Origin of the sequence: Streptococcus lishijunsis (assembly GCF_047290665.1) — a bacterium.
Classification (GTDB): Bacteria; Bacillota; Bacilli; order Lactobacillales; family Streptococcaceae; genus Streptococcus.
The window spans coordinates 8,951-30,161 of the sequence record NZ_JBLBUC010000016.1 but is presented as its reverse complement, the minus strand read 5'-3'; the positions used below and the strand labels follow the sequence as shown (position 1 = coordinate 30,161).

The 21,211-nt window shown below is 40.3% G+C and carries 13 protein-coding genes and 2 pseudogenes; all 15 read left to right on the top strand.

Translation table 11 applies throughout. The features are described 5' to 3' along the window. Positions 1-157: 157 nt before the first annotated feature. Entirely contained in the window at positions 158-733 is a 576-nt protein-coding gene (locus tag ACLN19_RS06965) for a thymidine kinase (RefSeq protein ID WP_413384709.1), read from the top strand. A 24-nt stretch (positions 734-757) separates the two neighbouring features. After that, complete coding sequence (gene prfA, locus ACLN19_RS06960; RefSeq protein WP_413384707.1) at positions 758-1,837, top strand: peptide chain release factor 1; 1,080 nt, start codon at positions 758-760, stop codon at positions 1,835-1,837. Beyond that, positions 1,837-2,667 carry a peptide chain release factor N(5)-glutamine methyltransferase gene (prmC, locus tag ACLN19_RS06955; protein WP_413384705.1) on the top strand — a complete coding sequence of 277 codons (831 nt, stop codon included), beginning with the start codon at positions 1,837-1,839 and terminating at the stop codon, positions 2,665-2,667. The genes prfA and prmC overlap by 1 nt, the downstream gene beginning before the upstream one ends. Next, positions 2,660-3,187, top strand: a pseudogene (locus ACLN19_RS06950) (L-threonylcarbamoyladenylate synthase); the annotation flags it as partial. The gene prmC and the pseudogene ACLN19_RS06950, both read left to right, overlap by 8 nt. Positions 3,188-3,274: 87 nt before the next feature. Beyond that, positions 3,275-4,540, top strand: a complete 1,266-nt coding sequence (gene glyA, locus ACLN19_RS06945) for a serine hydroxymethyltransferase (RefSeq protein ID WP_413384721.1) — start codon at positions 3,275-3,277, stop codon at positions 4,538-4,540. Next, on the top strand, positions 4,537-5,514 hold the full coding sequence (locus tag ACLN19_RS06940; RefSeq protein WP_413384703.1) for a nucleoid-associated protein: 978 nt from the start codon (positions 4,537-4,539) through the stop codon (positions 5,512-5,514). The genes glyA and ACLN19_RS06940 overlap by 4 nt, the downstream gene beginning before the upstream one ends. 1 nt (position 5,515) lies before the next feature. Next, the gene (locus ACLN19_RS06935; RefSeq protein WP_413384701.1) at positions 5,516-6,115 is read left to right on the top strand and encodes a lysozyme family protein; all 600 of its coding nucleotides are present in this window, start codon (positions 5,516-5,518) and stop codon (positions 6,113-6,115) included. Between the two features lie 41 nt (positions 6,116-6,156). Continuing rightward, entirely contained in the window at positions 6,157-7,887 is a 1,731-nt protein-coding gene (locus ACLN19_RS06930) for an ABC transporter ATP-binding protein (RefSeq protein WP_413384698.1), read from the top strand. Continuing rightward, a complete protein-coding gene (locus ACLN19_RS06925; RefSeq protein ID WP_413384696.1) occupies positions 7,877-9,619 on the top strand; it encodes an ABC transporter ATP-binding protein in 1,743 nt (580 codons plus the stop codon). The genes ACLN19_RS06930 and ACLN19_RS06925 overlap by 11 nt, the downstream gene beginning before the upstream one ends. A 212-nt stretch (positions 9,620-9,831) precedes the next feature. Continuing rightward, complete coding sequence (locus tag ACLN19_RS06920; RefSeq protein WP_413384694.1) at positions 9,832-10,587, top strand: DeoR/GlpR family DNA-binding transcription regulator; 756 nt, start codon at positions 9,832-9,834, stop codon at positions 10,585-10,587. Between the two features lie 137 nt (positions 10,588-10,724). Next, positions 10,725-12,929 (top strand): DUF1430 domain-containing protein, encoded by a 2,205-nt coding sequence (locus ACLN19_RS06915; protein WP_413384692.1) that lies wholly within the window; start codon positions 10,725-10,727, stop codon positions 12,927-12,929. Beyond that, the gene (locus ACLN19_RS06910; RefSeq protein WP_413384691.1) at positions 12,926-13,567 is read left to right on the top strand and encodes an ATP-binding cassette domain-containing protein; all 642 of its coding nucleotides are present in this window, start codon (positions 12,926-12,928) and stop codon (positions 13,565-13,567) included. Before ACLN19_RS06915 ends, ACLN19_RS06910 begins: the two co-directional genes overlap by 4 nt. Before the next feature lie 109 nt (positions 13,568-13,676). Beyond that, positions 13,677-14,431 (top strand): annotated as a pseudogene (locus ACLN19_RS06905) (aldo/keto reductase). Positions 14,432-14,594: 163 nt separating this feature from the next. Next, positions 14,595-19,340, top strand: a complete 4,746-nt coding sequence (locus ACLN19_RS06900) for a S8 family serine peptidase (protein ID WP_413384689.1) — start codon at positions 14,595-14,597, stop codon at positions 19,338-19,340. Positions 19,341-19,559: 219 nt separating this feature from the next. Beyond that, positions 19,560-21,211 (top strand): SH3 domain-containing protein (locus tag ACLN19_RS06895; RefSeq protein ID WP_413384688.1); only part of this gene is annotated, 1,652 nt, incomplete at its 3' end.

Below are 21,211 nucleotides of genomic sequence, written 5' to 3'. Positions count from 1 at the left end.
ACATAATGACAATTATCTTGTTATTATATCACAAATCTCCCAAACTGTGACTTAAAGAAGTAGCTGGACGGATATATCATCTGTTTATATTGATATAGCAACATCTTCTTTTTTTTGATATAATGAGTAGGATACTATTAGAAGGTGGGAAGGCATTTTGGCACAACTCTACTATAAGTATGGAACGATGAATTCTGGAAAGACCATTGAAATCTTAAAAGTAGCCCATAATTATGAAGAGCAAGGAAAACCTGTTGTGATTATGACCAGTGCGCTAGATACAAGAGACGGATTTGGAGTGGTTTCTAGCCGCATTGGTATGCGAAGAAAAGCGATACCAGTGGATAAGACGACAGATATAGTGGCTTTGATTAGAGAGCTACCAGAAAAACCGTATTGTGTTTTAATAGATGAATGTCAGTTTTTAAGTAAGCAAAATGTCTATGATTTAGCCAAACTTGTCGATGAAGATGCGATTCCTGTTATGGCATTTGGCTTGAAAAATGATTTTCAAAATGAGCTTTTTGAAGGTTCTAAGTACCTTTTATTATTAGCTGACAAGATTGAAGAAATCAAGACCATTTGTCAGTTTTGCTCTAAAAAAGCTACCATGGTTTTACGTACAGAAAATGGACAACCTGTCTATGAAGGTAACCAAATCCAAATCGGAGGTAACGAAACTTACATTCCTGTTTGTCGAAAACATTATTTCCATCCCCAATTGACTGATTAAAAAAGCAAGGAGAAAGCAGTTAACATGAATATCTATGATCAATTACAGGCTGTTGAAGATCGCTATGAGGAGCTAGGAGAGCTTTTAAGCGATCCAGATGTTGTCTCAGATACCAAACGCTTTATGGAGCTCTCTCGTGAAGAGGCCAATACACGTGAGACTGTGGCAGTTTATCGTGATTATAAAAAAGTCTTACAAGCCATAGAAGATGCTGAAGAGATGATTAAAGATGCTGGTGGCGATGCTGAGTTGGAGGAAATGGCTAAAGAAGAGCTAAAAGAATCTAAAGCAGCCAAAGAAAGCTATGAAGAGCAACTTAAAATCTTGCTTTTGCCTAAAGATCCCAATGACGATAAAAATATCATCCTTGAGATTCGTGGGGCTGCAGGTGGTGATGAAGCTGCCCTTTTTGCAGGTGATTTACTCTCAATGTACCAAAAATACGCTGAAAGCCAAGGTTGGCGCTTTGAAGTGCTTGAAACCTCTGTCAATGGTGTCGGGGGTATCAAAGAGGTAGTCGCTATGGTTTCTGGGCAATCGGTTTATTCAAAATTAAAATACGAATCAGGTGCTCACCGTGTTCAGCGTGTCCCAGTGACTGAAAGTCAAGGACGTGTCCATACGTCAACAGCCACTGTCTTGGTCATGCCTGAAATCGAAGAAGTTGAATACGATATTGATCCTAAAGATTTGCGCATTGACATCTATCACGCTTCTGGTGCAGGGGGTCAAAATGTCAATAAGGTAGCAACTGCAGTACGTATCGTGCATTTACCGACAAACATTAAAGTTGAAATGCAAGAAGAGCGTACTCAGCAAAAGAATCGTGATAAGGCGATGAAGATTATTAGAGCACGCGTAGCAGATCATTTTGCACAAATCGCACAAGATGAGCAAGATGCAGAGCGTAAATCAACGATCGGTACAGGGGATCGCTCAGAGCGTATTCGTACTTACAACTTCCCACAAAACCGTGTCACTGACCATCGTATTGGATTGACACTTCAAAAGTTAGACACGATTTTATCTGGAAAATTAGACGAAGTGGTCGATGCTTTGGTATTGTACGACCAAACCCAAAAATTAGAAAAGTTAAATAACTAATGAATTACGCGCAAGCCTTTAGCACTTATGAAAAACAGCTAGATTTGCTGGGCGAAGAAAAAGAAAGTCTAGCTTTTACATTTAAAGCTTTGAAAAAATGGACAACTCTTGATTATCTTCTCCATCAAAATCAGCCGATTAGCTTAGAAGATAAGACCTTGCTAGATGAGATTTATAAGCAGTTGGCTGCTCATAAACCAGCTCAGTATATTATTGGGCAGGCTGAGTTTTGTGGGCTTAGTTTTACGGTAGATGAGCGGGTCTTGATTCCTAGAGCAGAGACGCAAGAATTGGTAGAGCTTATTTTGAGTGAAAATGATACCCAAACTATCAGTTTACTTGATATTGGAACAGGTAGTGGTGCGATAGCGCTTTCTCTAAAAGCTAACAGACCTGATTGGCAGATTAAGGCTAGTGATATTTCAGCGGAAGCCTTACAAGTGGCACAGACCAATGCGGCTAGGCTAGATGTTGATGTTACGTTTATTCAGTCAGATTTATATCAAGCTATCACAGGGCAATTTGATATTATCGTCTCCAATCCTCCATATATCTCTTATGACGATAAGGAAGAGGTAGGGACAAATGTGTTGCTGTCTGAACCTCATCTAGCCTTGTTTGCCAAAGAAGATGGTTATGCTATTTATCGCCAACTTATCCAAAAAGCTAGTCATCATCTAAAACCTCAAGGCAAGATCTATGTAGAGATTGGCTATAAGCAAGGAGATTATGTGAAGACTCTTTTTCAAGAAAGCTTTCCACAGGCGCACGTTCGTGTGATTAAGGATATGTTTGGACACGATAGAATGGTGGTGATGGCTAATGGATAGGATGATTGAGCTGCTTGAAGCAGGACGTTCTGTCATTTTACCGACAGAGACGGTTTACGGGCTTTTTGCCAAAGCTTTTGACCAAGAAGCTGTTGATAACGTTTACGCACTGAAACAACGCCCTAGAGCTAAAGCAATGAATTTAAATGTCGCCTCTTACCAGACTATTTTAGATTATTCTAAAGAGCAACCACCTTATTTAAAGAAGTTGTGTGATGCGTTTTTACCAGGGCCGCTAACGATTATTCTAAAGGCTAATGATAAGGTTCCTGATTGGATAAATTCTGGGTATGAGACAGTTGGTTTTAGGATGCCAAATCACTCTAAAACACTAGAAATTATCAAACAAACAGGACCTTTGATTGGGCCTTCAGCCAATCTATCTGGAGAAGACAGTGGACAGATTTTTCAAGATATCAGGGCTACTTTTGACTATCAGATAGAAGGGCTAGCCGATGATAGTGCTATCAGTGGGCTTGATTCGACGATTATTGACATCTCAAAAGAGTCCATGTCTGTGTTAAGACAGGGTGCAATCACCGTAGAAGACTTATTGCAGGTAGTACCTGAGCTTTTAGGTGATCATGTAGGAAAAAAGGAGAGTAAGATGATTTTTGATAAGGAAGATTACAAGGCATTTGACAAGGAATTGTGGGACGCTATTTCTGCTGAAGAAAAGCGTCAACAAGATAATATTGAGCTCATTGCGTCTGAAAATGTCGTCTCAAAAGCAGTCATGAAAGCTCAAGGAAGTTTATTGACCAACAAATATGCCGAAGGGTACCCTGGAAAACGCTATTATGGTGGCACAGATTATGTCGATGTGGTTGAACGTTTGGCTATTGAACGTGCTAAAGCACTCTTTGGTGCTCAATTTGCTAATGTACAAGCACACTCTGGTAGTCAGGCGAATGCAGCGGCTTATATGGCTTTGATTAAGCCAGGAGATACCGTTCTTGGTATGGACTTATCGGCTGGAGGGCATCTGACACATGGTGCTGCGGTGAGTTTCTCTGGACAGACTTACAACTTTGTCTCTTATAATGTGGATAAAGAGACAGAGCGTCTTGATTATGAGGCTATTTTAGCTCTAGCTCAAGAAGTGAGGCCCAAATTGATTGTAGCTGGAGCCTCAGCTTATTCTAGACCAATTGATTTTGCACGTTTTCGTGCTATTGCTGATAGTGTTGGTGCTTACCTTATGGTAGATATGGCTCATATCGCAGGCTTAGTTGCGACTGGTCATCACCAAAGTCCAGTTCCTTATGCTCATATCACTACCTCAACGACCCATAAGACCCTTCGTGGTCCTCGTGGCGGCTTGATTTTGACCAATGATGAAGTATTGGCTAAAAAGATTAACTCAGCTATTTTCCCTGGTTTACAAGGCGGTCCTTTAGAGCATGTCATTGCTGCCAAGGCTGTAGCTTTCAAAGAAGCACTAGACCCTGCCTTTAAACGATATGGACAGGCGGTGATTGATAATGCTAAGGCGATGGCTGACGTTTTTGATAAGCACCCTAAGTTTCGTGTCATCTCAGGTGGTACGGACAACCATCTCTTTCTTGTCGATGTGACACAAGTCGTCGAAAATGGCAAACAAGCTCAAGATATTTTAGAGGAAGTCAATATTACGCTTAATAAAAACGCCATTCCTTATGAAAGGTTGTCACCCTTTAAAACCTCTGGTATCCGTATTGGGTCACCCGCTATTACCAGTCGAGGGATGGGAGAAAAAGAAGCTCGACGTATTGCTGAACTGATGATTTTAACATTAGAAAATCACAAGGACAAAGCTGTATGTGATAAGGTACGCTCTGAGATTAAAGTATTGACAGATGCCTACCCTCTCTATGAAGGGGTGATGTCGTGATGGACTTTTACATCAGGCACCTCATCATTCATCAATTTTCACCAAGTCATCCTGACATTCAATTGTCGCATCACGAACTATTGGTCACACCCAATTTAGATGCTTATTTTCAAAAGAAATTAGCCAAGGTCTTTAGCGATGATGCCAAGCGTGGGCGTTTTGATGCTGAACATCCTCAGTTGTCACATCTAAACGATGATTTAATGGCTTGGTCTAAAGTCATGGCTAACGACTGGCGTGAAGCGTTTGTGCTGTCAGATAATCAAAAGACCAATGATTTGGTCTTTATCGATTTTGATTTAGAAGGGCAACCTTACCGTGCTTTTTTACGTCTGGCACTTCGTGAGCAACTTGCCCATGTTGATGATACAAGCGATAGACCCATTCGCTTAGTCCCTAACAACCTTCCATCTGGTGCTCAAGCACCAGATGAAGCTTTGGTTATCGCCAAAAAAACAGGGGATTACTATCTTATTGAAAAACGGATCAAGCATGATGGGAGTTTCAGCAACTATTTTTCAGAGAAGGTGCTCCAAGTAACGCCAAAAGAGTCTGTCAAAAAATCGATCAAACAAGTCGAACAGACAGCCAGAAAAGTGGCGGAGCAGTTTCATAAAGATGATTTTAACTTTCAAACGAAGGTAAAATCGACGCTTTATCAGCACCTTGAAGAGGACAATGAGTTGTCGCCTGAAAAATTAGCTGACCAACTGTTTGATGATAACCTTACAGCGCGACTGACTTTTGTGGACCGTGTGAAAGAAAGCCTACCGGAGCCGGTCCCAATAGCTGATATTGATTATTCACGTCAAGTCAAAAAGCTAGAAAACCAAAAATTATCCTTGTCTAATGGCATAGAGCTGATTGTCCCTAATGCTATTTATCAAGATGCCGAGTCTGTCGAATTTATCCAAAATGATAACGGGACTTACTCCATTTTAATCAAAAATATAGAGGACATTAAAAGCAAATAATATGTTGAAACGACTGAGACGTCTTATAGGACTATTATTCATTATCTTTTGCGTTTATCGCCTATATATGATTCATGAAAGCGTCCAGAAAGTAGAGAGCTATCGTGATATGGTGGTTGAGAGCCTATCTGAAAATGACACCAGTGCTAATGTGGATTTGGTGCTAGCTATGATTTATACAGAGACAAAAGGAGCAGCACTAGATGTGATGCAGTCCAGTGAAAGTGTCACAGGAGAAGCCAATACTATCACAGACTCAAAGACCAGCATAGAGCAGGGTGTCAAGCTTTTAAGCCGCAATATAGAGCTAGCTCAGGAAAAATCAACAGATGTCTGGAGTGCTGTTCAAGCCTATAACTTTGGAAGCGGCTATATTGATTATGTCGCAGCGCATGGTGGTAAACATACAGTTGATTTAGCAAGGACCTACTCACGAGATGTGGTAGCACCAAGCTTAGGTAATACGACAGGTGAATCCTACTTTTACCATCATCCTCTGGCGCTCATATCAGGAGGCAGGCTCTATAAAAATGGTGGTAATATCTACTACGCTCGTGAGGTATATGTCAACTTATGGCTTATCAAATGGTTGAATTGGTAAGCTCTTAATGTCAAAACATCAGAACAAATCTTAGAAAAACTATGAAATCATTAACCTACTACGTAAAGGGGTATCTTAAAGAGGCAATCTTGGGTCCCCTTTTTAAATTGTTAGAAGCTTTATTTGAGTTGATGGTACCTTTGATTATCGCTCAAATAGTAGATAGTATTATTCCTCAGCATAATAGTCATGACTTGTATCTGATGATAGGCTTATTGTTTGGATTAGCAACTATAGGTGTTATTGTCGCGATAAGTGCCCAGTATTTTTCAGCTAAAGCTGCCGTTGGCTACACTAGAGTGCTCAGCCAAGACCTCTATAAGCATATCATCCAACTGAGCCAAGAAAATCGTGATAAGCTGACCAGCTCTAGCTTAATTACCCGCTTAAGCAGTGATACTTATCAGATTCAAACAGGTATCAATCAATTTTTACGGTTATTTTTGAGAGCACCGATTATTGTTTTTGGTGCGATTATCATGGCTTTTAGCATTAGTCCAAGTATTACCATAGATTTTCTGATAATGGTCACCCTTTTGTTTTTGATTGTGATTATTATGTCAAGGCAGCTAAACCCTCTTTATGCTAAGATTCGGCTTGCGCTAGAGAAGATTGTGACACAGACAAGAGAGCAGCTAGAAGGGATGAGAGTCATTCGAGCCTTCAATCAACTGCCTAGAGAAGAAGCTGTTTTTGCTAGTGCCAACGATGCTTATACAAATTTACAAATGCAAGCAGGTTTTTGGTCTAGTTTGGTGACGCCATTGACTTATATAGTTGTCAATGGGACGCTGATGATCATCTTGTGGCAGGGAAATGTAGCAGTAGGAAAAGGCGTTTTAAGTCAAGGGCTTTTGATTGCCTTGGTCAATTATTTGCTTCAGATATTGACAGAACTGTTGAAGATGACGATGCTTGTCACCTCGCTCAATCAGAGCTTTATCAGCGCCAAGCGTGTTCAGGAGGTCTTTGATAGACCCGTCGAGCCAATAGATGAACAGCTTGAGGTGATGTACTCTAGTGATTACGCTATTGTGATAGAGGATATGTCTTTTAGGTATCCTACGTCAGCTGAACCTGCGCTAAATCATCTTGACATTAAGGTACAAACTGGTGACTTTTTAGGGATTATAGGGGGAACAGGAGCTGGGAAATCAAGCCTTGTCCATCTACTTAGCTGTCTTTATAGACCTCAAAAAGGAATACTGATGCTTTATCATCACGGAAAATCGCCTGCTTCGATGCGACAATGGCGCGATATGGTTCGGGTTGTCCCACAAAAAGCAGAGCTTTTCCAAGGAACAATCCGTTCAAACTTGACATTGGGTTTGAGCGATTCTGTTAGCGATGAGGAGCTATGGAGGGCTCTTGAGATGGCTCAAGCTAAGGATTTTGTCTCTGAAAAAGAAGGCCAATTAGACGCTGTTGTCAGCGCTTTCGGGCGTAATTTTTCTGGTGGCCAACGGCAACGTTTGACCATAGCACGCGCCTTGGTCAAAAAAACACCTTTTTTAATATTGGATGATGCAACCTCAGCTCTTGATTACGTGACAGAAGCTAAATTATTAAACAGCCTAAAAGAGCTTAAAAACACCACTGTGGTTATGATTTCCCAAAGAACAAATAGCTTACGGCAAGCTGATACGATTTTAGTGCTTGATCAAGGCTACCAAGCAGGGTTTGCTAATCATGAAACGCTGCTTAAAGAAAATGACCTTTATCAAGCGATTCATGCGTCACAACATCAGAAAGGAGAAGCTAATGAAGGCTAAAGGGATAGCTCCGTCACCTCTTAGACGTTTAAGTAGCGCTATTTTATCACAGCACCTATGGTTTTTCCTAGCTAGCATTGGGACGCTCTTACAGGTAGCTTTTACCGTTTATTTGCCCATCTTAATCGGTCGGGCAGTTGATGTGGTTGTTTATCCTAACAACCATACTCTCATTATGCCAATCATTTGGCAGATGGTAGGGGTCATTGTGCTCAATACACTGGTGCAGTGGTTCAATCCTCTTATCTATAATCGTCTTGTCTATACCTATGTCAGTCACTTGCGACAAGCGGTTATGCTGAAAATCGATAAGCTTCCTATTGCTTATCTTGATCGACATGCGATTGGTGATCTGGTTAGTCGTGTGACAACTGACACCGAGCAACTCTCAACTGGTCTTTTAATGGTTTTTAATCAATTTTTCATAGGGGTTTTGACTATTATCGTCACCATTATCACTATGGCAACGATTGATAAACTCATGCTTTGTTTAGTGTTAGTGTTGACACCGTTGTCTTTATATTTGGCACGCTTTATTGCTCAAAAAAGTTACCAATTTTACCATAGGCAGCTAAAAGCTCGTGGTCAGCAAACGCAGTATATTGAGGAGATGTTACGCCAAACTAGCTTAGTAGAGCTCTATAATGCCCAAGACAAGAGCATAGAGCGGTTTAATACTATCAATAATCGCTATGCAGATGAGTCACAACAGGCGATTTTTTATTCTTCAACGGTCAATCCTAGCACACGCTTTATCAATAGTTTAATCTATGCCTTACTGGCTGGTGTCGGAGCATGGCGTATTATGGCGGGGGCTTTTAGCATAGGGGAGCTTGTGACGTTTTTAAATTACGTCAATCAATATACCAAGCCTTTCAATGATATATCCTCTGTCTTATCAGAGTTACAGAGCGCCCTTGCTTGTGCTCAGCGTCTGTATCATCTTTTAGATGAGCCGATAACGGAAAAAGCTCCTAAAAAGACGTTAGAGGCGAAAAAGGTACAGGGGCATATTAGATTTGAGCATGTCAGCTTTGGCTATGACAAAGACAATCAACTTATTCATGATGTTAATCTCACGATTCCTCAAGACTCAAAAGTAGCCATTGTAGGTCCCACAGGTGCTGGCAAATCAACACTTATCAATTTATTGATGCGTTTTTACGAAGTGGATGAGGGGCAAATTCTTTTAGATGGCACAGCGATCAGTGATTATAGTAAAGAAGAGCTACGGGCACAGATTGGTATGGTGTTACAAGAAACGTGGCTCAAAAGTGCAACCATTCATGATAATATTGCTTATGGTTGTCCTAGTGCGAGTAGGGAGCAAGTTGTTGCAGCGGCAAAAGCGGCAAACGCTGATTTTTTCATTCGTCAATTACCTCAAGGTTACGATACTTACTTATCGGATGCTGGTGCTTCTTTGTCACAAGGGCAACGGCAGCTATTGACGATTGCTCGCATTTTTGTGAAACGTCCGAAAGTATTGATTTTAGATGAAGCGACATCTTCTATTGATACACGGACAGAAGCATTGATACAAGATGCCCTAGAGACTCTGATGATAGGACGGACCAGCTTTATCATTGCTCATCGCTTATCGACCATTGAGACCGCTGATATAATCCTTGTTATGATGAATGGTAATATTGTCGAATACGGAAATCACAGTGATTTGATGGCTAAAAAAGGGGTTTATCATCAGATGCAACAAGCACAATATCAAGAATAATCATAAGCTTTCTTTAAGCTTTATCTCTTATACTATATCTATCCTAATAAACTTTTCTTTTTCATAAATCTCCTAATCAACTTGGCTAGCCAAGTTGATTTTTTGGTTTAGACGGCTTGTTTTAAACGATTGGTAGTATTGATAAGGCAATCATAACATCTAATGGTCTTTTTGTGTGAAATGGGTTAAAATAGACATAGAGGAGGATGAGGATGAATAAAGCACAGCGTTTAGAAGCCATTACAAAGTTGGTACATCAAAAAGGGACTATCCGCGTGAGCGATATTATGGAGATGTTTCAGGTGACAGATATGACGGTTCGCAGAGATTTTGCTGAGTTAGAGGAAAAAGGAGTGCTGACTAAGATTCATGGTGGTGCTCGTAGCAACAATGCTTTTCAGTATCAAGAATATTCTCATAAGGAAAAGCACACCTATCATATCAAAGAAAAGCAGGAAATTGCCAAGTTAGCAGCTGATCTCATCGAAGAGGGAGATACCATTTTTTTAGGTCCAGGGACGACAGTTGAGTGTCTTGTAGGCGAGATAAGGACGAAGCACCTTACGGTCATTACCAATTGTTTGCCTGTTTTTCAATTATTGTTACAAAAGCAGAGCGACAGTTTTCGAGTGTTTTTGTTAGGCGGTGAGATGCGTCAGGTGACAGAATCTTTTGTCGGCGAGATTACTAATAGTATTTTAGAGACCATGCATTTCAATAAGATGTTTTTTAGTAGTAATGGGGTCAAGGATAATGAGGTGATGACCTCAACAGTAGCAGAAGCCTATACCCAAAAGCTGGCCTTTGCACATTCTTTGGAGCGCTATTTGTTACTTGATTCATCTAAGGTTGGCAAAAGTGACTTTGCTTCTTTGTGCCAGCTAAGTCAACTGACAGCTGTCTTGACAGATAGCGTTAGTCAAGAAGCCCTCAAACAACTTGCCAAGTATGTAGAAGTGATTGCTTAATTAGTTTGCTTTACTTATCAGAAAAAAAACTTGACATATGTCATATTTTAAAGTATCATAAAATTATAGAAAACGTTTTCAAGTTATTTTTACGAGATAGAAAATCACTTGATTCGTAGAATTGTCGAGGATAGCTTATGGTATCTAATCATATCTTACGAGGTCGAGTGAGGTATTTGGTAATGTTTCTAGTGGCCGTTCAAAGTCTTCTTATGGCTTTGATGGCCATTTTTTTGACAGGCCTTGCCTATCAGCAAGAATGGGAAACTTACAACCAAGACACAGAAACGCTGCACATCTACCTTCAGCAGTTGAGCACAGAATCAAGTCAAGAGGCATTTGCTTATCTGAGTGAGCGTAAGGACTTAGCTATCTGGACACAACGTAGTGGTCATACAGACGGTAGTACAGTTGCTAAATACTACATTGACATTATGGGAGCTGCAGAGCACTTTTCGTCCGTATCTTTTAATGGACACGAGGTGCTTAGTCAGAGAACCATCAAACGGTTATTAGACGAGAGCGATAAGACCAAGACAATTGGGCTTGATAAAGGAGAGGTTAATCGTCTAGCGTCTCTTCCTAGACCTTTATTTACTTTACCAGTCATTATAGATAGATTAGATAGTCGAGCAGAAAGCGTATCGCATCAGCTCATGGGGATCTTTCATATCAAAGGTTTTGCAAATGATGAAGATAAGGAACGTTTTTTAGAGGACTTATCTGTTCGTACGGGTCTAGCTAAAGAGGATTTGACCAAGGCTAGCTTTGGCAGTTATATTGATAGAGGTCTTACGGCTATCATCTTAGCTGTTCTTCTAGTGGTCAGTACCTTTATCCTTTTTATCCTCTTGATGATTCTTATCATCAAGCACTTTGAGCATTTTGGCAGTTTGATACTACTAGGTTGGAGTAAGACTGATCTCTGGCGAGCTCTTTTTAGTCCTTTTGTGATTTTTTCATTATTGGTGAGTCCTATTATAGCGCTTAGTATTTGGATACTATCCGGTTGGCTAGCTTTTGGTTTTAAACTTTATATCCATATAGTATTAGGGACTTATTTGAGTGTCGTTTTACTGATAGTAGCCCTTCTTTTGCCAAGTCTTATCCTTTTTGGGATCTCTCCCTTATCTGCCCTCCATCGTCGCCTCCCTATAAGGTTGTTAATAGCTTGCGCTTTCTTGATTTATATGGGGTTAGCAGCCAGTCTTCTAGCTCTTAGTTATAGTTTAGATCGACCTCTGAGACAATTTGAAGGGAATATACGTCTAGCAAGACAATGGCAAGAGGTTGAAGATATGTATGTCATTGAGAGCATCAGTGAAGGGGATGATGAAGGTATCTATGCAGGGACTAGCCACAGTCTAGAAGAAAGCTTTTACCGCTTATATCGAGATATTAGTAGCATAGACGGAGTTTATCTGGCGCAGGGCGAGTACTATGATCACGATTGGTTGAATCAAGTAGCGGCCTATCAAACATTACCATCTCAGCCATTTTGGTATATGACTTATTCTTATCAGTATCTTCTTGAAAAAGGGATTTTCCTAAGTGATGAGGAAATCAAAGCGATTAAAGAGGGGGTGAGGCTCTATCTTCTCCCAGACACACTCTCGCCTAAGGAAAAAGAGAAAATGATGGCTTATCTCAAAGAAAGTGTACAGGTCTATGATGGTGATATTACAACACGCTTTACACAGGACAAACAGTTTTTATTTAGATCTTATCCTGTCAAAGAGGACATTTTCACCTGGTCATCTGATGGCCGTTATGGCGCTTTCAGTCAAAATCCTATTATTTTTGTAGCCTCTTCTGAAAACCTTTACTTTTTAGAAACAGCAAATCTTTTTGTATCAGGTCTAAATGGTATCTTAAAATTAAGAGATGATGATGTTTATCAACAGGTACGGCAAGTTTTGTCCCATCCAAACTATCAATTAGAAGATAATGCCGTTTCCTTTACAAAAGTCAAGTCATTTATCAATGGTCTTCAAAAAGATCTTCTCTATACATTTAGCCTCTTTGGAAGTTTGCTGCTTCTATTACTTGTGTTGTCAATCGTTGTGTTTTATATGTTAGTATTAGGATACCAAACGTTGTATCGTGAACGTCTTGCTGTTTCTTACTTGCTTGGCTACTCATTTTGGCAACGTTATAGAGGAGTACTATCGTTATTGAGTCTGACGACAATAGGACAAGCTGTGCTATCAATCTTAACAGGCTCTAGCTTAGGGGTTGTGGTTAGTCTTGTGGCCTTCTTTCTCCAGCTAGCTTTTCTCTACGCTTATCAATGGAGACAAGAAAGTAGCCGTTTACTGACAGTGATAAAGGAGATGTCATGACAATGATTAGGGTTGAAAACCTATCTAAACAATTTGCAACTAAAAAACTATTTTCAGACTTATCTTTTTCGATTCACAAAGGAGAAGTTGTAGCTCTGGTGGGTCCATCTGGTTGTGGGAAATCAACACTTTTAAATATGGTAGGACTTTTAGAGCCGATTGAAGAAGGAGTGATAAAGATAGACGGACAGTCACTTCCAACAGTCAATAGTCGAAAAGCTGTGTATTACCGCAGGCATAGGATTAACTATCTTTTTCAGTCTAACGCCCTCATTCAGACAGCTAGTGTTTGGGACAATCTGATATTGGCCTTACGCTTTGACAAGCATTCTCAACCTACTAAGCGCCAAAAAATAGAAGAAGCGCTCGCTTTTGTCTACCTAAAAGATAAGCTAGAGGCTAAAGTCAACACGTTATCTGGTGGTGAACAAGAAAGAGTAGCTATTGCAAGAGCGATTTTAAAACCAGGTGATATTCTTTTAGCCGATGAGCCGACTGGCGCTCTGGATCCCAAGCTTGCTCAAGAATCTTTTGAGCGTATCGTAGCACTCCGTGATAACTATGGTAAAACACTCCTTTTAGTGACACATAATATAGAGCAAGCTAAACAATGTGATCGTATCATTTATCTTGGATAAGTATCATATATCACTATTCATATTTGAATAGTGATATACTAAATAAGTATTGTACAAATGGCAGTTTTGGCGCTATACTAGGATTATCTTAGTTATGTGAGGTGCTTATATGAAAACTGTGACATTGAATAATGGTGTTAACATGCCGATTTTAGGCTTTGGGGTTTATCAAATTCCTAAAAACGAAACCAAGCAGGCAGTCCTTGACGCTTTAGAAGTGGGCTATCGTCATATTGATACAGCACAAGCCTATGGGAATGAAGCAGAAGTAGGACAAGCGCTCAAAGAATCTGGTATCAATCGTGACGAGGTCTTTATCACAAGTAAAGTCTGGATTGATCAGTATGGCTATGAAAAAGCCTATCAATCTGTCTTAGATTCGCTAGAGCGTATGCAGTTAGAGTATTTAGACTTGATGTTACTACACCAACCATTTTCAGATTATTACGGGGCTTATCGTGCGCTTGAGGACTTATATCAAGAAGGGAAATTACGTGCTATTGGGGTCAGCAATTTTTACCCAGATCGCTTGAGTGATTTGGTTGCCTTCAATGAGATAACACCACAGGTCAATCAAGTTGAATTGCACCCATTCAATCAGCAAATAGCAGCACAAGACAATATGGCAAAACCACAGCGCAAGTGATGGTACGCTGGCAGGTCGAAAGAGGCATTGTTTGCTTGACCAAATCTGTCAAAAAAGAACGCATGATAGAAAATAGTGATGTCTTTGATTTTAGTCTGTCTGAAGATGATATGGCTGCTATTTTGACATTGGACACCAAAGAAAGTCTCTTTTTCAACCATCAAGACCCTAGTACGGTTGACTTTTTTGCAACATTGGTAGAAGAAAGACGACAATAATATCTCAAAAGAAGAGCCGTTGGCTCTTTTTATCTTGTCGTGAAAGACAAGGACAAGTGTCATAATAGGTGCAATTTTCAGAATATACTTGCAATAAAGGGTTTTTTATGCTTTAATGTAGGTATTGGTTCTACCATGTTCATTACAATCAAGGAGGATTATTATGAAAAAGAGAGAAACATTCTCACTTCGCAAGTATAAAATAGGGGCAGTATCCGTTCTTTTGGGTGCCGTCTTTTTATTTGGAGCTAGTGGTGTAGCTGCCGACGAGCTGGAGGCGACTACCAGTCCTCAAGTACAGACAGTGACATCAACGCCATCTGAGACCTTATCTGATGACTTACTTAGTACACCTGTTGAGACACCAAATGCTGTATCAGAGGTCACTTCAAGTGAGACTATCCTTATAGGCGAGCAAGAATCTCCTCAAGCTGATACTGAGGTGTTAGATGTCGAACTATCTCCCTTAGATGACACATCAAACAGTCCTATTGCAACCACTTCTAGTGAAGAAATCGGAAATATTGAACTTTCTACACCATCCGTTGAAGAATCGAGCTATCAGGGTGAAGCAAGGCCTCAAAATAAAGATAGCAATGCCATTATCACTGTCCCAAGTGTTTGGGACAGTGGCTACAAAGGAGAAGGAACGATTGTGGCTGTTATTGACTCTGGTTTGGATCTCGAGCATGATGTTCTTCGCTTATCTGATGTGTCAACAGCCAAATATAAAAGCAAAGAAGAACTAGAAGCCGCTAAAGCAGCCGCTGGTATCGATTATGGTGAATGGTTTAGTGATAAGGTTGTCTTTGGTTATAACTATGTCGATGTTAACAATGTCCTAAAAGAAGAAGCCAAGCGTTCTCACGGGATGCATGTGACCAGTATTGCTGCTGGAAACCCTTCTAAACCTGTGTCAGGGCAACTCATGTACGGTGTCGCACCAGAAGCTCAAGTCATGTTTATGCGGGTCTTTTCAGACATCAAAACAAGCACAGGAGCTGCTTTATATGCCAAAGCTATTGAAGATGCGGTCAAATTAGGGGCTGATAGTATCAATCTCAGCCTAGGTGGTGCCAACGGTTCCTTAGTTAATACAGAAGATGCGGTAAGTGCAGCCATAGAGTTGGCACGTCGCTCAGGGGTATCAGTCGTTATCGCTGCTGGAAATGACGGTGCCTTTGGTTCTGGTCATTCGAATCCTTCTGCTGATAATCCAGATTATGGTTTGGTAGGTAGCCCATCAACGGCACGCGATGCCATCTCCGTCGCGTCTTATAACAATACGACACTAGGCAGTAAAGTGATTAGCATTATTGGACTAGAAGATAATGCTGATCTCAATTATGGAAAAAGTTCTTTTGATAATCCTGAAAAAAGCCCAGTTACCTTTGAAGTAGGAAAAGAATATGACTATGTCTATGCAGGTCTTGGAGAAACCTCAGACTTTGAAGGTCTTGATTTGACTGGCAAATTAGCCCTTATCAAGCGTGGTGCTATTCCTTTTTCTGAGAAAGTTGCCAATGCTATCTCAGCTGGAGCAGTCGGTGCTGTCATCTTTAATAATAGACCAGGAGAAGCTAACATTAGTATGCAGCTCGATTCGTCTGCTATCGCGATTCCTTCTATTTTTATTCCCTTTGAATTTGGAGAAGCCTTAGCCAATAATGCTTATAAGATTGCTTTTAACAATGATACTGACATCAAGCCCAATCCAGAAGCCCATAAACTCTCTGACTTTTCAAGCTGGGGATTAACAGCAGATGGCGAACTCAAACCAGACCTTGCCGCTCCAGGTGGAGGTATTTATGCCGCTATCAATGACAATGACTATGCTAATATGCAAGGAACAAGCATGGCATCACCTCATGTGGCTGGTGCTGCTGTATTAGTCAAACAGTATCTGCAAAAGACCTATCCGACAAAATCCCCGCAGGAATTAGAGGCTCTTGTTAAAGCCTTATTGATGTCCACTGCCAAAGCCCACACCAATAAGGAAACAGGTGCTTACACGTCACCACGTCAACAAGGTGCTGGTATTATCGACACTGCAGCAGCGATCTCAACTGGCTTATATCTGACAGGAGACGATGACTATAGTAGTATCACTTTGGGAAATGTCGAGGATACCTTTAGCTTCACGGTAACACTCCATAATATCACTAATGACGATAAGACACTTAACTACAACACGCAGCTAACGACAGATACTGTTGAAAATGGCCTTATCACATTAGCCCCACGTCTTTTAGCAGATATCCCAGGAGGCAGTGTGACGATTAAGGCTAACAGTTCAACAACGCTGACACTAACAGTTGATGCCAGTCCATTTGCTAACGAACTAACAACACTCATGCCAAATGGTTATTATCTTGAAGGCTTTGTCACCTTTACCGATGTTATTGATGGTGGCGAACGCGTCAGCATTCCCTATGTTGGTTTTCGTGGTGCTTTTCAAAATTTACCTGTCCTAGAAGAGCCGATTTATCACCTTCTTGCTGACGGTAAAGGCGGTTTTTACTTTGAGCCAGTCGAAAATGAAGCTAAAGCCCTTGATATTAGTCAAGACTATACAGGGCTTGTGACCAGCAGCACTGAGCTTATCTACTCTACTAATAAACGCACAGATTTGACGTTGAAAACCCTAGGGACATTTAAAAATAACGATGATGTTTTTGTGTTAGAATTAGACGCTGAAGGAAAACCCTATTTAGCTATTTCACCAAATGGCGATAATAACCAGGATTCACTAGCTTTCAAAGGTGTTTTTCTAAGAAACTATACTGATTTAGTAGCTAGTGTCTATGCAGCTGATGATAAAGAATACAAAAGACCTCTCTGGACAAGTCAGGTACAATCAGGTGAGAAGAATTATTATAGTGGTGATGCTAATAATCCAAAATCAAGTATCCTTTTCCCTACTGAGTGGCGTGGTACAGACAAAGACGGCAAGCCTTTAGCAGATGGTAGGTATCGCTATGTTCTGACTTATACGTCTGATGTGCCTGGTGCTGATGTACAAAGAATGTCTTTTGATGTGGTGATTGATAGAGAAGCACCACTGATCACCACAGCGACATATGACGATACTAACTTTAGCTTTAAGCCACGTCAAGCTATTGACAAAGGGGAGTCTGGTATTTTCCGTGAGCAAGTCTTTTATCTTGTGGCAGACGACAATGGATTAACAACGCTAATCACCACAACAGATACAGGTGATGTGGTTGTCTCTGATCATAAAATCTTTGTGGCTCAGAATGAAGATGGCTCTTTCACCTTGCCATTAAATCTTGCAGATCTCTCTCAGTTTTACTACACGGTAGAAGACTATGCAGGCAATATAAGCTATGAAAAAGTAGCTAATCTGATAAGTATAGGACAGGATAAAGGCTTAGTAAATGTGTCCATTAAGGATGTGGATACCAATGAACCTGCACCGATCATCTTTGCTTATTCTGTCAAAGACGATAAGGGAAATCTTGTCTCTGACTTGCCACGCTATACAGATGATAGTATTCTCAAATTACCATTTGGCACCTATACCTTTGACCTTTTCCTTTATGATGAAGAATGGTCAAAATTGGTGAGTGACAGACAGGTGCGCGTGACTATTTCTGAGGAAAATAGTGTCGCAGAAGTAGTTTTTTATGTCCAACTCCAAGACAAAGCCAATCTTCTCATTGATATAGATAGTGTACCGACTGGCTCCATCCTTCAATTAAAAAGTGAAGACGGCAAAATCATTACCCTACCTCAAGCCAAGTATTCTAAGACAGACTATGGCAAGTTGATAACTCTTGGTAACTATACTCTGATAGCCACTCTCCCAGAAGGTTACGAATTTTTAGAAGCACTAGATGTATCCGTTCTTGCCAATCAATCAAATCGTAAAAAATTGACCTTGATTCGTAAAGTAGCTTTAATTCATTTACTAAAAGAGCTTGTAAGTATTGAGCGGACAGCCCAGTATTATAACGCTGACGTATCGTTGCAAGAAGCTTATATCAAAGCTTTAAACGAAGCTAAAGCCATATCTGAAAGCAAACACGATCAAGCAACTATTGATTTAGCAACTGCTAATCTCATCAACGCTAAAAGCCAATTAAATGGTCAAATGACGGACAAAACAGCACTAGCAAGTGAACTTGCTGATGAGTTAAAGACTAAAGATCATTTTAGTTATTACAATGCCAACTCTAACCAGCAAATCGCTTATGATACTAGCATTCGTTTGGCACAGCTTATCTTAGCTAAAGACATGGTAACACAAGCAGAAGTTGATACTGCCTTAACTCATTTACAGGCTACAAAAGCGTCTCTAGATGGGCAAAAAACGGACTTTGCAGCACTGCATCATCTTGTGTCAGCCTCAGAGACTCTGATACACACAGATGCCAAGTATATCAATGCTTCTGAATTAGCAAGACAAACCTATGAGCATGCTCTTACGCTTGCTAAGGCTGTTCTTTCTGATGATAAGGCGAGTCAAGCTAAGGTTGATGAAGTTCTGGAAGCTTTGGCAAATGCCAAAGATAACCTAGATGGTAAACCAAGCCCATCTGGTACTGATATAGATGTTATCGATACACAAGTTCATAAAACAGAAGATAAATCCATCTCACCTCCGTCAACTAAGAAGAAAAACCTGTACAAAGAAAGTTTCAAAAAGTCCCTTGTGTTTGAAGAGAAGGATAAGAAAAGCTCAAGCTCATTTGACCAAGAAGGTCTGAGTGTCACGTGGCAATTGCCAATCACTGCTCAGCAGATAGCTCCTACGCTTAAACAAACGCCTTCTAAACACTATCTGCCACAAACAGGTAGCGATGACGAAAAACTACTTGTAACACTAGGTATTATCCTTTATCTAACCAGTGTGATGATTTATTTGACATCTAAAAAACAAGTCTGATAAAGACGTTAAAAGCAATCACTTCTTTTATGTTTAAGTGATTGCTTTTTTTGAAGAAAAAATGCCCGTTTTTAAAAAGCATTACGAATAGATAAGTATAAGGAGATTTTAGGATTAGATGACACAAAATGATACATTTTTGAAATATAATTGTATTTTTTGTTACATTTTAAAAGAAAAAGTAGTATAATAAGAGTGAAAGAAAAGGAGTGATGGGTGATGACAAAAAGACATCTTTATAAGGAAAAACAAACATTTTCATTAAGGAAGTATTCCTTTGGAGTAGCTTCTGTGTTGCTGGCAGCTAGTGTCATGCTCAGCCCTAAAGCATTGGCTGAAGAGCAGGCAAATAATACTGCTAGTACACAAAAAGTAGCGGAGGTCTCTGCGGTTTCTCAGTCTGAGATGAAAGAGGCGACGACAAATGAACTTGTTTTACAGACGTCTGATGATACTAAAATAGTTACTAACCAAGCTGAGTCCGTTTCTGCAAGTACAAGTCCTATCAGTACTACTTCTAATACAGAAGTAGCGACAGAAAATACGGTTGAGGCTAGCGAGGACATCTCTAGTGACTCTCTAGCACCAAAAGTGACATCAGAAGAAAATAATCAAGCTGACTCAGCTGTTCAAGACCTTTCTCAGCAAGAGCAAGCTCCAGAGACAGTAGCATTAGAGTCACCGACAGTAGAATCTTATCAAGGTCGCGCTGCATCTGCAGGAGATTCTCTAGAGCCTTCTGGCACTTATACCTTTACAGAACGCACTGAGGTAAAAAACACTCCTAGAGTTTCTGCACCGACTGAATTTTACATGACAGCTGGGCAAAAGGTCAATTATGATCAAGTTGTAAATGCTGACGGTTATGAATGGATTAGTTACAAGTCTTATAGCGGTATTCGTCGCTATGCGCCTGTCCTTGAGGCAATATCTATCCCTGAGGATACTAGTTCAGACTCTCCCAAAGAGCCCGTAGCACTTGATATTCCTGAACAAGGTCGCTATACCTTTACAAGAAATACAGAGATAAAAACAGTTCCTAAAGTCTCAGAAGCACCTACATTTATCTTTAGCAAAGGGGATTCTGTCTATTATGATAAAAGTTTGGTAGCTGATGGTCATCAATGGATTTCCTATATTAGCTATAGTGGTGCCCGTTATTATGCTGATATTGCTAACCTTACAGAAACAAACCCATCTCAAGAGACACCAGATAAACGACAAGATCTAGCTCCTAAGGGACGTTATCTATTTACTAAGGAATCAGTCGTCAAAAATGAACCTAAACGTTCTGCACCGACTGAATTTGTCTTTGTGAAGGGAGAATCTGTTTATTATGATAAGGTTTTAGAGGCTGATGGACGTCAGTGGATTTCTTACATTAGCTACAACGGTATGCGTCGCTATGTTGACATTGCTGTGTCTCAACAAACACAAAACCAACAACCAACAGGCCACCTAAATGTCCAGCATAATTCTAATGGTGACTTCACTGTACTAGTTAGCAATGTAGCTGACTCAAATGGTATCAAGGCTGTTAAAGTACCTGTTTGGACTAGCAAAAATGACCAAGATGAGATCATCTGGTATGATGGGGTTAAACAAACAGATGGCAGCTACAAGGTAGATGTCAAACGTGCTAATCACAACAACGAATACGGCGAATATAATATTCATCTCTATTACGTCGAAAATAGTGGCAAAATGGTAGGAGTGACAACTACTAAGACGGTCACAAAACCTCAAGCTCAAGTAACAGGAAGCTTGAATGTGACACAAAAAGCTAATGGTGACTTCACTGTACTAGTTAGCAATGTAGCTGATTCAAACGGCATCAAGGCGGTTAAAGTACCTGTTTGGACTAGCAAAAA